At 67.9% G+C, this 14,034-nt stretch carries 12 protein-coding genes and 1 tRNA gene; 11 read left to right on the forward strand and 2 right to left on the reverse strand.

All coding sequences use genetic code 11. From position 1 onward, the window contains the following. The first annotated feature begins 185 nt into the window (after positions 1-185). Positions 186-1,241, forward strand: coding sequence for a UDP-N-acetylmuramate dehydrogenase (locus M2163_RS29300; RefSeq protein WP_280895482.1), 1,056 nt, complete (start codon positions 186-188; stop codon positions 1,239-1,241). 39 nt (positions 1,242-1,280) lie between these two features. On the opposite strand, the gene M2163_RS29305 is transcribed toward M2163_RS29300, so the two are convergent. Both M2163_RS29305 and M2163_RS29310 read right to left on the reverse strand, forming a co-directional pair. After that, on the reverse strand, positions 1,281-2,321 hold the full coding sequence (locus M2163_RS29305) for an adenosine deaminase (RefSeq protein WP_280849875.1): 1,041 nt from the start codon (positions 2,319-2,321) through the stop codon (positions 1,281-1,283). A 113-nt stretch (positions 2,322-2,434) separates the two neighbouring features. Next, complete coding sequence (locus tag M2163_RS29310) at positions 2,435-3,661, reverse strand: pyridoxal phosphate-dependent aminotransferase (RefSeq protein ID WP_280849874.1); 1,227 nt, start codon at positions 3,659-3,661, stop codon at positions 2,435-2,437. Positions 3,662-3,909: 248 nt separating this feature from the next. Here M2163_RS29310 and M2163_RS29315 point away from each other — a divergent pair. The 10 genes from M2163_RS29315 (at position 3,910) to rpoB (ending at position 13,984) form a co-directional block, all read left to right on the forward strand. Then, positions 3,910-3,982: transfer RNA gene (locus tag M2163_RS29315), tRNA-Trp, on the forward strand. 108 nt (positions 3,983-4,090) lie between these two features. Then, the gene (gene secE, locus M2163_RS29320; protein ID WP_280849873.1) at positions 4,091-4,378 is read left to right on the forward strand and encodes a preprotein translocase subunit SecE; all 288 of its coding nucleotides are present in this window, start codon (positions 4,091-4,093) and stop codon (positions 4,376-4,378) included. Between the two features lie 80 nt (positions 4,379-4,458). Then, entirely contained in the window at positions 4,459-5,307 is an 849-nt protein-coding gene (nusG, locus tag M2163_RS29325) for a transcription termination/antitermination protein NusG (RefSeq protein ID WP_280849872.1), read from the forward strand. Between the two features lie 166 nt (positions 5,308-5,473). Continuing rightward, entirely contained in the window at positions 5,474-5,908 is a 435-nt protein-coding gene (gene rplK / locus M2163_RS29330) for a 50S ribosomal protein L11 (RefSeq protein ID WP_030317334.1), read from the forward strand. Positions 5,909-5,996: 88 nt separating this feature from the next. Further along, on the forward strand, positions 5,997-6,722 hold the full coding sequence (rplA, locus tag M2163_RS29335) for a 50S ribosomal protein L1 (RefSeq protein ID WP_053846804.1): 726 nt from the start codon (positions 5,997-5,999) through the stop codon (positions 6,720-6,722). A gap of 113 nt (positions 6,723-6,835) precedes the next feature. Next, entirely contained in the window at positions 6,836-7,678 is an 843-nt protein-coding gene (locus M2163_RS29340; RefSeq protein WP_280895483.1) for a hypothetical protein, read from the forward strand. Positions 7,679-7,768: 90 nt separating this feature from the next. Beyond that, positions 7,769-8,623, forward strand: a complete 855-nt coding sequence (locus M2163_RS29345) for an LppX_LprAFG lipoprotein (RefSeq protein WP_280849870.1) — start codon at positions 7,769-7,771, stop codon at positions 8,621-8,623. Between the two features lie 286 nt (positions 8,624-8,909). After that, positions 8,910-9,440, forward strand: coding sequence for a 50S ribosomal protein L10 (rplJ, locus tag M2163_RS29350; RefSeq protein ID WP_007384048.1), 531 nt, complete (start codon positions 8,910-8,912; stop codon positions 9,438-9,440). A 115-nt stretch (positions 9,441-9,555) separates the two neighbouring features. Then, positions 9,556-9,939: a 50S ribosomal protein L7/L12 gene (gene rplL, locus M2163_RS29355; protein ID WP_053846801.1), complete on the forward strand. Its 384-nt coding sequence runs from the start codon at positions 9,556-9,558 to the stop codon at positions 9,937-9,939. Positions 9,940-10,498: 559 nt separating this feature from the next. Then, complete coding sequence (rpoB, locus tag M2163_RS29360; RefSeq protein ID WP_053846800.1) at positions 10,499-13,984, forward strand: DNA-directed RNA polymerase subunit beta; 3,486 nt, start codon at positions 10,499-10,501, stop codon at positions 13,982-13,984. The last annotated feature ends 50 nt before the right edge of the window (positions 13,985-14,034 follow it).

A 14,034-nucleotide genomic window follows, 5' to 3' on the forward strand; every position in this document is an offset into this window, starting at 1 on the left:
ACAGATCAAGGGGGCGAGCCGCCGGACCGAGGACGGATACCCCCCACCCCGGCACCGACCCACCCACCGGGCCGTATGCGCTACGCACGCCCCCACCGAAGCCGTCACGGGCCGCCGCAGGCATTCAGGGGCGCGGGGAACTGCGCGAAAACGCCCGCCCCCACCGGACCCGTACCCTGTACCGCGTGCAGGAACGACACGACGCCCCCCTCGCCCCCCTGACCACCTTCCGTCTCGGCGGCCCCGCCACCCGCCTCGTCACCGCGACGACCGACGCCGAGGTGATCGAGGTCGTCCGCGAGGCCGACGCGACCGGCACCCCGCTCCTCCTCATCGGCGGCGGCTCCAACCTCGTCATCGGCGACAAGGGCTTCGACGGCACCGCACTCGTCATCGCCACCAAGGGCTACGAACTCACCGGCACCCACCTCGCACTCGCCGCCGGCGAAGTCTGGACCGACGCCGTCGCACGCACCGTGGACGCCGGTCTCGCCGGGATCGAGTGCCTCGCCGGCATCCCCGGATCCGCGGGCGCGACCCCCATCCAGAACGTCGGCGCCTACGGCCAGGAGGTGTCCTCCACCATCACCGAGGTCATCGCCTACGACCGCCGCACCGGCGAGACCGTCACCCTCACCAACGACGACTGCGCCTTCTCCTACCGCCACAGCCGCTTCAAGGAGGACCCCGCCCGCTACGTCGTGCTGCGCGTCCACTTCGAGCTGGAGGACGCCGACGGCCTCTCCGCGCCGATCAAGTACGCCGAGACCGCCCGCACTCTCGGCGTGGAGACCGGCGACCGCGTCCCCCTCGCCGACGCCCGCGCGACCGTCCTGAGGCTGCGCGCCGGCAAGGGCATGGTCCTGGACCCCGCCGACCACGACACCTGGTCGGCGGGCTCCTTCTTCACCAACCCGATCCTCACGGCCGCCCAGTTCGCCGAGTTCCACGCGCGCGTGAAGCAGCACCTCGGCGAGGACGCCGAACCCCCCGCGTACCCCGCGGGCGACGGCCGCACCAAGACCTCCGCGGCCTGGCTCATCGACAAGGCCGGGTTCACCAAGGGCTACGGCACCGGCCGCGCCCGCATCTCCACCAAGCACACCCTCGCCCTCACCAACCGGGGCGACGCCACCACCGAGGACCTCCTCGCCCTGGCCCGGGAGGTCGTGGCGGGCGTACGCGACACTTTCGGCATCACGCTGGTCAACGAGCCGGTGACGGTGGGCGTCAGCCTGTAGCCGCCCAGGCCCGCTCCCCGTCCACGCTCCAGGCCCGCTTCAGTCGACCGGGTGGTTCAGCCAGTCGTCCACCCCCGACAACAGCTTCGCCTTCACGTCCTCCGGCGCCGCCGAGGCCCGTACCGACTGCCGGGCCAGCTCCGCCAGTTCCGCGTCCGAGAAGCCGTGATACCGCCGCGCGATCTCGTACTGCGCTGCCAGCCGGGACCCGAACAGCAGCGGGTCGTCGGCGCCCAGCGCCATCGGCACACCGGCCTCGAAGAGCCGCCGCAGCGGCACGTCCTCGTGCTTCTCGTAGACCCCGAGGGCCACGTTCGAGGCCGGGCACACCTCACACGTCACTTGCCGGTCCGCCAGCCGCTTCAGCAGCCGGGGGTCGTCGGCCGCGCGCACCCCGTGACCGATGCGGTGCGCGTCCAGGTCGTCGAGGCAGTCCCGTACCGACGACGGACCGGCCAGCTCGCCGCCGTGCGGCGCCGACAGCAGTCCGCCCTCGCGCGCGATGTGGAAGGCCCGGTCGAAGTCCCGTGCCATGCCCCGGCGTTCGTCGTTGGAGAGCCCGAAGCCGACCACACCCCGGTCCGCGTACCGCACCGCCAGCCGGGCCAGGGTGCGGGCGTCCAGGGGGTGCTTCATCCGGTTCGCGGCGACCAGCACCCGCATGCCGAGCCCGGTCTCCCGAGAGGTCGTCTCCACCGCGTCCAGGATGATCTCCAGCGCCGGGATCAGCCCGCCCAGCCGGGGCGCGTACGACGTCGGGTCGACCTGGATCTCCAGCCACCCCGACCCGTCGCGGACGTCCTCCTCCGCGGCCTCCCGCACCAGCCGCCGGATGTCCTCGGGCTCCCTGAGGCACGAGCGCGCCGCGTCGTACAGCCGCTGGAACCGGAACCAGCCCCGTTCGTCCGTGGCCCGCAGCCTCGGCGGTTCTCCGCTGGTCAGTGCGTCGACCAGCGCCTCGGGCAGTCGTACGCCGTACTTGTCGGCCAGTTCCAGAACCGTCCCCGGCCGCATCGATCCGGTGAAGTGCAGATGCAGATGGGCTTTCGGCAGCTCAGAGACATCACGTACACGCTCCATCCCAGGATCCTGCCGCACGCCACAGCCGTCCCGGTACCACTTTCCCCTTTAGTGGTCTTGCTCGCACAAAAAAGCACCCCCTCACAGGAGGGGGTGCTTCCGGTACGGCGACCTCAGTCGCGCGCCTCCGCGAGCAGCTTCTGGATCCGGCTGACGCCCTCGACGAGGTCCTCGTCACCCAGGGCGTACGACAGCCGCAGATAGCCCGGCGTGCCGAAGGCCTCGCCCGGGACCACCGCGACCTCGGCCTCCTCCAGGATCAGCGCGGCCAGCTCGACGGTGTCCTGCGGGCGCTTGCCGCGGATCTCCTTGCCGAGCAGGTCCTTGACCGACGGGTAGGCGTAGAACGCGCCCTCGGGCTCGGGGCAGAGCACGCCGTCGATCTCGTTCAGCATCCGGACGATCGTCTTGCGCCGGCGGTCGAAGGCCGTGCGCATCTCCGCCACCGCGTCGAGGTTGCCGGAGACCGCGGCGAGGGCGGCGACCTGCGCGACGTTCGACACGTTGGAGGTGGCGTGCGACTGGAGGTTGGTCGCGGCCTTGACGACGTCCTTCGGGCCGATGATCCAGCCCACCCGCCAGCCGGTCATGGCGTACGTCTTCGCGACACCGTTGACCACGACGCACTTGTCGCGCAGCTCGGGCAGGAGCGCGGGCAGCGAGGTGAACTTCGCGTCGCCGTAGACGAGGTGCTCGTAGATCTCGTCGGTCAGCACCCACAGGCCGTGCTCGACGGCCCAGCGGCCGATCGCCTCGGCGTCGGCCTGGCTGTAGACGGCGCCGGTGGGGTTGGAGGGGGAGACGAAGAGGACGACCTTCGTCTTCTCGGTGCGGGCCGCCTCCAGCTGCTCGACGGAGACCCGGTAGCCGGTCGTCTCGTCGGCGACGACCTCCACCGGGACACCGCCGGCCAGCCGGATCGACTCCGGGTAGGTGGTCCAGTACGGCGCCGGGACGATGACCTCGTCGCCCGGGTCGAGGATGGCGGCGAAGGCCTCGTAGATCGCCTGCTTGCCGCCGTTGGTCACCAGGATCTGGGACGGGTCGACCTCGTAGCCGGAGTCGCGCAGCGTCTTCGCGGCGATCGCGGCCTTCAGCTCGGGCAGGCCGCCGGCCGGCGTGTAGCGGTGGTACTTCGGGTTCGAGCAGGCCTCGATCGCGGCCTGGACGATGTAGTCCGGGGTCGGGAAGTCCGGCTCACCGGCGCCGAAGCCGATCACCGGCCGCCCCGCGGCCTTGAGGGCCTTGGCCTTGGCGTCCACGGCGAGGGTGGCGGACTCGGAGATCGCGCCGACTCGGGCGGAGACCCGGCGCTCGGTGGGAGGGGTTGCAGCGCTCATGGGGCCCATCGTTCCAGACCGGAAACTTCCCCGGCACACTGGTTTCACAGACTGAACAACAGCTGAACAACCGTCCGGATCCGCCCCGCACGCTGGGCGATCTTCCGTCCCCAAAGCCCCTACGGGGGCTTTCTGTTCGACGAGGGGCCGCGGACCACGTACACTCTCACCTCGTTGGCCTTCAGCAGCCGCCCCGCCAGGTGCACACCGAGCACCCGGTCGGATGCGGTACGTTGGGGGACACACAAAGGGTCGTAGCTCAATTGGTAGAGCACCGGTCTCCAAAACCGGCGGTTGGGGGTTCAAGTCCCTCCGGCCCTGCTACACACACCTTCGCCAGGATGTGTGCGCATGTACGTACAGCAATGCACCGCCGTGCGGCTCCAACCGGGCGCGGCACGGCCACGACCCGGGAACAGGTGAGGACGAATGGCGGATGCCGTGGGCTCCATCGACACGCCTGGCGCCCAGGACGAAGTGCCGGAGTCCAAGAAGAAGGCCCGTAAGGGCGGCAAGCGTGCCAAGAAGGGCCCGCTGAAGCGTCTTGCGACCTTCTACCGGCAGATCGTCGCAGAACTCCGCAAGGTCGTCTGGCCGTCGCGGAACCAGCTGACGACGTACACGACCGTGGTGATCGTCTTCGTACTCGTCATGATCGGCCTGGTGACCGTGATTGACTATGGACTCAACCACGCCACCAAGTACGTATTCGGCTGAGCACAGAGCGAAGGGCGCCGAGGTTACCGGCGCCCCTTTTCGCGTGTTCCACCCCATGTATCCAGGAAGAAGCAGCCACCGTGTCTGACCAGAACCTGAACGACGCCATCGAGCCCGACGAGTCTGTCGACGACGAGCTCGACATCGTCGAGGGCGCGGACGAGGACCCGGACGAGGTCGAGGCTGCCGACGCCGAGGCCGGCGAGCCCGCCGAGGAATCCGCCCTCCATGTCGAGGACGAGTCCGGCGGCGACGTCGAGGCCGTCGAGGACGAGGAAGAGGCGGACGCCGAGGAGGAGCCGGCCGAGCCGGTCGACCCCGTCGCCGCCCTGCGCGAGGAACTGCGGACCCTGCCCGGCGAGTGGTACGTCATCCACACCTACGCCGGTTACGAGAACCGCGTGAAGACCAACCTCGAGCAGCGTGCCGTCTCGCTGAACGTCGAGGACTACATCTTCCAGGCCGAGGTGCCGCAGGAAGAGGTCGTCCAGATCAAGAACGGCGACCGCAAGACGATCCGCCAGAACAAGCTCCCCGGCTACGTTCTCGTCCGCATGGACCTGACGAACGAGTCCTGGGGCGTCGTCCGCAACACCCCGGGCGTCACCGGCTTCGTGGGCAACGCCTACGACCCGTACCCGCTGACCCTGGACGAGATCGTCAAGATGCTCGCCCCGGAGGCCGAGGAGAAGGCCGCCCGCGAGGCCGCCGAGGCCGAGGGCAAGCCGGCTCCGGCCCGCAAGGTCGAGGTCCAGGTCCTGGACTTCGAGGTCGGCGACTCGGTCACCGTCACCGACGGCCCGTTCGCCACCCTCCAGGCGACCATCAACGAGATCAACGCCGACTCCAAGAAGGTCAAGGGTCTGGTGGAGATCTTCGGTCGCGAGACCCCGGTCGAGCTGAGCTTCGACCAGATCCAGAAGAACTGACGTCTTCCGGACAGAGCTTCCGACCAGGTCAGGCGGGCTGTCACAGCTCGTCTGACCTGCTCGGTTTTTGGCCGCGCATCTATACCCGTTATCGTTGTGCGGTATGCCTGCGTTCGGGTGGTCCCCGCGCGCAGGCAGGACCCGAATCGAAAGGACCCGGAGAGCTATGCCTCCCAAGAAGAAGAAGGTCACGGGGCTCATCAAGCTCCAGATCCAGGCCGGTGCCGCCAACCCGGCTCCGCCGGTCGGCCCCGCGCTGGGTCAGCACGGCGTGAACATCATGGAGTTCTGCAAGGCCTACAACGCCGCGACCGAGTCGCAGCGTGGCTGGGTGATCCCGGTGGAGATCACGGTCTACGAGGACCGCTCCTTCACCTTCATCACCAAGACGCCGCCGGCCGCGAAGATGATCCTCAAGGCCGCGGGCATCGAGAAGGGCTCCGGCGAGCCGCACAAGACCAAGGTCGCCAAGATCACCGAGGCGCAGGTCCGCGAGATCGCCACCACCAAGCTCCCCGACCTCAACGCCAACGACCTGGACGCCGCCGCGAAGATCATCGCCGGTACCGCGCGTTCCATGGGCGTCACGGTCGAGGGCTGAGCCCCACCCCCCTCGTACACCCCAAGCAGAAGTGGCAGGGCCTGCTCGGCCCGTACCACGACTCCTTTCAGAACACACAGGAGCAGTTGTGAGCAAGCGCAGCAAGGCCCTTCGCGCTGCGGACGAGAAGATCGACCGGGAGAAGCTGTACGCCCCGCTCGAGGCCGTCCGTCTCGCCAAGGAGACCTCCACGACCAAGTTCGACGGCACCGTCGAGGTCGCCTTCCGTCTGGGTGTCGACCCGCGCAAGGCCGACCAGATGGTCCGTGGCACCGTGAACCTCCCGCACGGCACCGGTAAGACCGCCCGGGTCCTGGTCTTCGCGACCGGTGACCGTGCCGAGGCCGCTCGTGCCGCGGGCGCCGACATCGTCGGCGCCGACGAGCTCATCGACGAGGTGTCGAAGGGCCGTCTGGACTTCGACGCCGTCGTCGCCACCCCGGACCTCATGGGCAAGGTCGGCCGCCTCGGCCGCGTGCTCGGTCCCCGTGGCCTCATGCCGAACCCCAAGACCGGCACCGTCACCCCCGATGTCACCAAGGCTGTCACCGACATCAAGGGCGGCAAGATCGAGTTCCGCGTCGACAAGCACTCGAACCTGCACTTCATCATCGGCAAGACGTCGTTCGACGACACCAAGCTGGTGGAGAACTACGGCGCGGCCCTGGAGGAGATCCTCCGTCTGAAGCCGTCCGCCGCCAAGGGCCGCTACATCAAGAAGGCCGCCATCAGCACCACGATGGGCCCCGGCATCCCGGTCGACTCCAACCGCACCCGCAACCTCCTCGTCGAGGAGGACCCGGCCGCGGTCTGAGACACCGGCAGGTTCACGGGCCCCGCACCTTTCGAGGTGCGGGGCCCGTTCCCATGTGCGGGGACTGTGCTCTGGGTTAGCGTGCGAGCAGGGCACTTGCACCAGGGGGACGCATGAAGAGGACGACGGCCTGGCTCACGACGGCCGCCGCACTGGCGGGACTCGCCGCCTGTACGTCCTCCGGCTCCGCCGACCGGCCGGCGCAGGAGGCGCCCGCGACCCCGGCGCCCGCCGCCCTCCCGGCCCTGCGCACCGCTGAGCGCGCCACCGAGCGGGCCCGCAGCGCCCGGGTGAGCTCCACCACCGTGATGGGCACCCAGCTGTCCCTCACCGCGGACGGTGTCCTCGGCTGGCGGGACGGCCTCTGCGGTTCCCTCGTCATCGACTACACCGGCGGCACCGCGGCCGAGACCATGCGCGGCCTCGGCGTCACCTCCATGGAGGCCCGCTACCTCTCCGACGCCTACTACGCGCGCATGGGGGAGACCTTCGCCGCCAAGACGGGCGGCAAGCACTGGCTCAGGTACGCCTACGACGACCTGAAGGCCCTCGGCGGCGGCGCCGAGCTCGCCGACCAGATGCGCTCCACCACCCCCGACCAGTCGGTGCGGCTGCTGCTGGACTCCGACGACGTGCGCGCGCTCGGCCGGGAGACCGTGCACGGCCGGCGCACCACGCACTACTCCGGCACCGTGGCCGTCGGGCAGGTCACCGACACCGAGCTCCGGCAGCGCCTCCAGGACGCCGACGTCACCGCCGAGACCGTCGACATCTGGATCAACGACAAGGACCTGCTGGTCAAGAAGGTCGAGAGGACCAGCACGGCGAACGGCACGGTGACCCAGACCGCCCACTACAGCGACTACGGCGTCAAGGTCGCCGTGCGCAGGCCGCCGGCCGCCGACACCGAGGACTTCAAGAACCTCCTGTCACAGTCGAGCACCAACCCCACCTGAGCCACAGGGAATTCGCGGACCACTCACGTCCCGCTCGGATAAGCTCGCGGTCTTGCTGTGAATCGACCATGTGTTCCTTGGGGGGAATCAATGGCTACTTCTGTACGACGTTCCGCTGTACGCCGCCGGACCATCGGCGCCGGCCTCGCCGCCGTGGCCCTCGCCGCGGGTGCGGTGAGCTGTTCCAAGGGAGGCGACGAGTCGCCCGAGATGACGCCCGCGGCGGCTGTCGCCAAGGCGGCGAAGAACACGGAGGAGATCACCTCCTTCCACTACCGCATGAAGGGCGAGATGCCCGGCCAGGGGCAGGTCAACGCCGAGGCCGCCATGCGGACCAAGCCCGACATCGCGATGAGCATGAAGATGACCGCGGCCGGCCAGGGCTCCGCGGAGATCCGCCTCGTCGACAAGGCCATGTACATCGGCGGCAACGCCGACATGGCCAAGGAGATGGACGGCAAGAAGTGGATGAAGTTCGACCTGTCCTCGCTCGGCAAGGACGGTGACCTCGGCGCGGCCGCGTCCGGCGCCGGCCAGGCCGACCAGAACCCGGCCTCCATGTCCTCCTTCCTCAACGGCGCCAAGGACGTGAAGAAGGTCGGCACCGAGACCGTCGACGGGGTCGAGACCACCCACTACTCGGGCGACGTCACGCTGGCCGAGCTCAAGGCCTCCTTCAAGGACGCCGACAAGACGGTCCGTGAGCAGCGCGAGAAGAGCATGGAACAGATCGAGAAGCTCGGTCTGGACAAGTTCACGATGGACATGTGGGTCGACGACGAGGACCACGCCAAGCAGTTCCGCATGCAGGGCGACGCCGACAAGGGCAAGTTCGACATGACCTTCACCTTCCTCGACTACAACAAGCCGGTGACCGTCACGGCGCCGCCCGCGGGCGAGACCGCCGACCTGGCCGAGATGATGAAGGAACTCCAGAACAGCTGAGCGCCACAGGACCGGATTTGCTTGACAGGGATCCGGTCACGTACGCTCCTACAGAAGCCAAAGACCGCTGGTCGTTGCCGTGTCCTCGTAAGAGGGAGCGGTGGCCGAAGGATCCGCTGAAGACTGCGGACGACCCGCGCAGGTGACTGTGGATGTGCTCCCGGAGACACGTGCCTTGTGCAGGTGATTGCGGTCGAGCTACGCCCCGTGCGCCTGCGCCGGGGCGTTTCGTTTTGTGCAGCCCCTTCTGAGCGGTCCTCATCACCCGGAAGGAGGCCGACGCTCTATGGCAAGGCCCGACAAGGCTGCCGCGGTAGCCGAGCTGACGGAGCAGTTCCGCAGCTCGAACGCCGCCGTGCTGACCGAGTACCGGGGTCTCACCGTGGCGCAGCTCAAGACGCTGCGTCGTTCGCTCGGTGAAGACGCCCAGTACGCCGTGGTGAAGAACACGCTGACCAAGATCGCGGCCAACGAGGCCGGGATCTCGACGCTCGACGACCTGTTCAACGGTCCGACGGCGGTTGCCTTCATCACCGGTGACCCGGTGACGTCGGCGAAGGGTCTTCGTGACTTCGCCAAGGACAACCCGAACCTCGTCATCAAGGGCGGTGTCCTTGACGGCAAGGCGCTGTCCGCCGATGAGATCAAGAAGCTCGCGGACCTCGAGTCCCGCGAGGTTCTGCTCGCCAAGCTGGCGGGCGCCTTCAAGGGCAAGCAGACTCAGGCTGCTCAGGTCTTCCAGGCGCTCCCGTCGAAGCTCGTCCGCACCGTGGACGCGCTTCGCGCCAAGCAGGACGAGCAGGGCGGTGCCGAGTAACTCGGCTCGCGCATTGATCCGTGCCGCCTGAGGCGCGGGTCGTAGCGGGCCGTAAGTACGCCCGCCGTTTCGATACATCCGGCACCTGCCGAAATTAGTGGAAGGATCGCCCATCATGGCGAAGCTCAGCCAGGAAGACCTGCTCGCGCAGTTCGAGGAGATGACCCTCATCGAGCTCTCCGAGTTCGTGAAGGCCTTCGAGGAGAAGTTCGACGTCACCGCCGCCGCGGCCGTCGCCGTCGCGGGCCCGGCCGGTCCGGCCGCCGCCGCCCCGGCCGAGGAGGAGAAGGACGAGTTCGACGTCATCCTCACCGGTGCCGGCGACAAGAAGATCCAGGTCATCAAGGTCGTGCGTGAGCTGACCTCCCTGGGTCTGAAGGAGGCCAAGGACCTCGTGGACGGCGCCCCGAAGCCCGTCCTCGAGAAGGTCGCCAAGGACGCCGCCGAGAAGGCCGCCGAGTCCCTCAAGGGCGCCGGCGCCTCCGTCGAGGTCAAGTAACACCGCACAGGTCCCGCTGGGCCTGTAACGCGCAAGCACCGAAGAGCGATCATCCATCCGGGTGGTCGCTCTTCGGCGTTCCTGGAGGCGCGGTCACGGTTGCCTTGCCACCTCGTGGGCGAGGGGTATGGTGATCTTCGTCGTGTCTCCCGGAACCCCAGGTTCGGGAAGGGGGGCCTTGACGAACCGCACGCAGCGCGCAATTCTCAGGACGCGTCGTCAGAACGGTCCGAATCCGAGGCATGGATCGGCGACGAAGAGGGCAGTATCAACGTGCGTTGAGGGCACCATGCCGAGGACGTTGAGGGCAGCGAGAGTTTTTGAAGACCGGGCAGAAAAGCGGGACTGGACATCAGTGCGCCAAGTGGCTACACTGACCCTTTGCGCTGCCTGTTAGCTGTCCCCTGCCCGTCACCAGGGGTCTGCCCTCGCCTCAGCATCGATGACCGGACCATCTCTGACCTGGCCCTTTGGCCAAATCGGAGAGACCTGTCCTCTGTGCCGCGGAGGAGGGCCCGGGGAGCGCGTAGTGAGTCCGAGCCCTCGGAAGGACCCCCTCTTGGCCGCCTCGCGCACTGCCTCGACCGCGAATACGAACAACGGCGCCAGCACCGCCCCGCTGCGCATCTCCTTTGCAAAGATCAAGGAGCCTCTCGAGGTTCCCAACCTGCTCGCGCTGCAGACCGAGAGCTTTGACTGGCTGCTCGGGAACACCGCCTGGCAGAGTCGGGTCGAGGAGGCTCTGGAGTCCGGTCAGGACGTCCCCACCAAGTCCGGTCTGGAGGAGATCTTCGAGGAGATCTCCCCGATCGAGGACTTCTCCGGGTCGATGTCGCTGACGTTCCGCGACCACCGCTTCGAACCGCCGAAGAACAGCATCGACGAGTGCAAGGAGCGCGACTTCACGTACGCCGCCCCGCTCTTCGTGACGGCGGAGTTCACCAACAACGAGACCGGCGAGATCAAGTCCCAGACGGTCTTCATGGGCGACTTCCCGCTCATGACCAACAAGGGCACCTTCGTCATCAACGGCACCGAGCGTGTCGTGGTGTCGCAGCTGGTCCGCTCGCCGGGTGTCTACTTCGACTCCTCCATCGACAAGACGTCCGACAAGGACATCTTCTCGGCCAAGATCATCCCGTCCCGGGGTGCCTGGCTGGAGATGGAGATCGACAAGCGCGACATGGTCGGTGTCCGCATCGACCGCAAGCGCAAGCAGTCCGTCACCGTCCTCCTGAAGGCTCTCGGCTGGACCACCGAGCAGATCCTCGAGGAGTTCGGCGAGTACGAGTCGATGCGCGCCACCCTGGAGAAGGACCACACCCAGGGCCAGGACGACGCGCTGCTCGACATCTACCGCAAGCTGCGTCCGGGCGAGCCGCCCACGCGTGAGGCCGCCCAGACCCTTCTGGAGAACCTCTACTTCAACCCCAAGCGCTACGACCTCGCCAAGGTCGGCCGCTACAAGGTCAACAAGAAGCTGGGTGCGGACGCTCCGCTGGACGCGGGCATCCTGACCGTCGAGGACATCATCTCGACGATCAAGTACCTGGTGAAGCTGCACGCGGGCGAGACCGAGACCACGGGTGACAGCGGCACCACGATCGTCGTCGAGACCGACGACATCGACCACTTCGGCAACCGTCGTCTGCGCAGCGTCGGCGAGCTCATCCAGAACCAGGTCCGCACGGGTCTGGCTCGTATGGAGCGCGTCGTCCGCGAGCGCATGACGACCCAGGACGTCGAGGCGATCACGCCGCAGACCCTGATCAACATCCGGCCGGTCGTCGCCTCCATCAAGGAGTTCTTCGGCACCAGCCAGCTGTCGCAGTTCATGGACCAGAACAACCCGCTGTCGGGTCTCACCCACAAGCGCCGTCTGTCGGCTCTTGGCCCGGGTGGTCTCTCCCGTGAGCGGGCCGGCTTCGAGGTCCGTGACGTGCACCCGTCCCACTACGGCCGCATGTGCCCGATCGAGACGCCCGAAGGCCCGAACATCGGTCTGATCGGTTCGCTCGCCTCCTACGGCCGCGTCAACGCGTTCGGTTTCGTGGAGACGCCGTACCGCAAGGTCGTCGACGGTCAGGTCACCGACGAGGTGGACTACCTGACGGCCGACGAGGAGGACCGCTTCGTCATCGCGCAGGCCAACGCCACGCTCAACGACGACATGCGGTTCGAGGAGGCCCGGGTCCTGGTCCGCCGTCGTGGCGGCGAGGTCGACTACGTCCCCGGGGACGACGTCGACTACATGGACGTCTCGCCGCGCCAGATGGTGTCGGTCGCGACCGCCATGATCCCGTTCCTCGAGCACGACGACGCCAACCGTGCCCTCATGGGCGCGAACATGATGCGTCAGGCCGTGCCGCTCATCAAGAGCGAGTCCCCGCTCGTCGGCACCGGCATGGAGTACCGCTCCGCCGTCGACGCCGGCGACGTGGTCAAGGCCGAGAAGGCGGGTGTGGTCCAGGAGGTCTCCGCGGACTACATCACCACCGCCAACGACGACGGCACGTACATCACGTACCGCCTGGCCAAGTTCGCCCGCTCCAACCAGGGCACCTCGGTCAACCAGAAGGTCATCGTCAACGAGGGCGACCGGATCATCGAGGGCCAGGTCCTGGCCGACGGTCCGGCCACCCAGAACGGCGAGATGGCGCTGGGCAAGAACCTGCTCGTGGCGTTCATGCCGTGGGAGGGTCACAACTACGAGGACGCGATCATCCTGTCGCAGCGCCTCGTGCAGGACGACGTCCTCTCCTCGATCCACATCGAGGAGCACGAGGTCGACGCCCGTGACACCAAGCTCGGCCCCGAGGAGATCACCCGGGACATCCCGAACGTCTCCGAGGAGGTCCTCGCCGACCTCGACGAGCGCGGCATCATCCGCATCGGTGCCGAGGTCATCGCCGGTGACATCCTCGTCGGCAAGGTCACGCCCAAGGGCGAGACCGAGCTGACGCCCGAGGAGCGCCTGCTGCGCGCGATCTTCGGTGAGAAGGCCCGTGAGGTCCGTGACACCTCGCTGAAGGTGCCGCACGGCGAGACCGGCAAGGTCATCGGCGTCCGCGTCTTCGACCGCGAGGAGGGCGACGAGCTTCCCCCCGGTGTGAACCAGCTGGTGCGCGTGTACGTGGCGCAGAAGCGCAAGATCACCGACGGTGACAAGCTCGCCGGCCGGCACGGCAACAAGGGTGTCATCTCCAAGATCCTGCCCATCGAGGACATGCCGTTCCTCGAGGACGGGACCCCGGTCGACATCATCCTCAACCCGCTGGGTGTGCCGTCCCGAATGAACCCGGGACAGGTCCTGGAGATCCACCTCGGCTGGCTCGCCAGCCGCGGCTGGGACGTCTCCGGCCTCGCCGAGGACTGGGCGCAGCGCCTCCAGGCGATCGGCGCCGACTCCGTCGCCCCCGGCACCAACGTCGCGACCCCGGTCTTCGACGGTGCCCGCGAGGACGAGCTGGCCGGTCTGCTCCAGCACACCATCCCGAACCGGGACGGCGAGCGCATGGTGCAGCCGACCGGCAAGGCGAGGCTGTTCGACGGCCGCTCCGGTGAGCCGTTCCCGGACCCGATCTCGATCGGGTACATGTACATCCTCAAGCTGCACCACCTGGTCGACGACAAGCTGCACGCCCGCTCGACCGGTCCGTACTCGATGATCACCCAGCAGCCGCTGGGTGGTAAGGCCCAGTTCGGTGGCCAGCGCTTCGGTGAGATGGAGGTGTGGGCGCTGGAGGCATACGGCGCCGCCTACGCCCTCCAGGAGCTGCTGACCATCAAGTCCGACGACGTCACCGGCCGCGTGAAGGTCTACGAGGCCATCGTCAAGGGCGAGAACATCCCCGAGCCCGGCATCCCCGAGTCCTTCAAGGTGCTCATCAAGGAGATGCAGTCTCTCTGCCTGAACGTGGAGGTGCTGTCCAGCGACGGTATGTCCATCGAAATGCGTGACACCGACGAGGACGTCTTCCGCGCGGCGGAGGAGCTCGGCATCGACCTGTCCCGGCGCGAGCCGAGCAGCGTCGAAGAGGTCTGACGGGAGTCCGGCCGGAGGACCTGGTGAGGAACCTCCGGCCGGCCCCAGGA

The sequence above is a fragment of the Streptomyces sp. SAI-135 genome (assembly GCF_029893805.1).
Taxonomy (GTDB): Bacteria; Actinomycetota; Actinomycetes; order Streptomycetales; family Streptomycetaceae; genus Streptomyces.

Coding starts and splice junctions, on each gene's coding strand:
- M2163_RS29305 (WP_280849875.1), bottom strand. CDS start 2,321: ATGGAGCGTGTACGTGATGTCTCTGAGCTGCCGAAAGCCCATCTGCAT.
- M2163_RS29310 (WP_280849874.1), bottom strand. CDS start 3,661: ATGAGCGCTGCAACCCCTCCCACCGAGCGCCGGGTCTCCGCCCGAGTC.
- secE (WP_280849873.1), top strand. CDS start 4,091: ATGGCGGATGCCGTGGGCTCCATCGACACGCCTGGCGCCCAGGACGAA.
- rplK (WP_030317334.1), top strand. CDS start 5,474: ATGCCTCCCAAGAAGAAGAAGGTCACGGGGCTCATCAAGCTCCAGATC.
- M2163_RS29340 (WP_280895483.1), top strand. CDS start 6,836: ATGAAGAGGACGACGGCCTGGCTCACGACGGCCGCCGCACTGGCGGGA.
- M2163_RS29345 (WP_280849870.1), top strand. CDS start 7,769: ATGGCTACTTCTGTACGACGTTCCGCTGTACGCCGCCGGACCATCGGC.
- rplJ (WP_007384048.1), top strand. CDS start 8,910: ATGGCAAGGCCCGACAAGGCTGCCGCGGTAGCCGAGCTGACGGAGCAG.
- rplL (WP_053846801.1), top strand. CDS start 9,556: ATGGCGAAGCTCAGCCAGGAAGACCTGCTCGCGCAGTTCGAGGAGATG.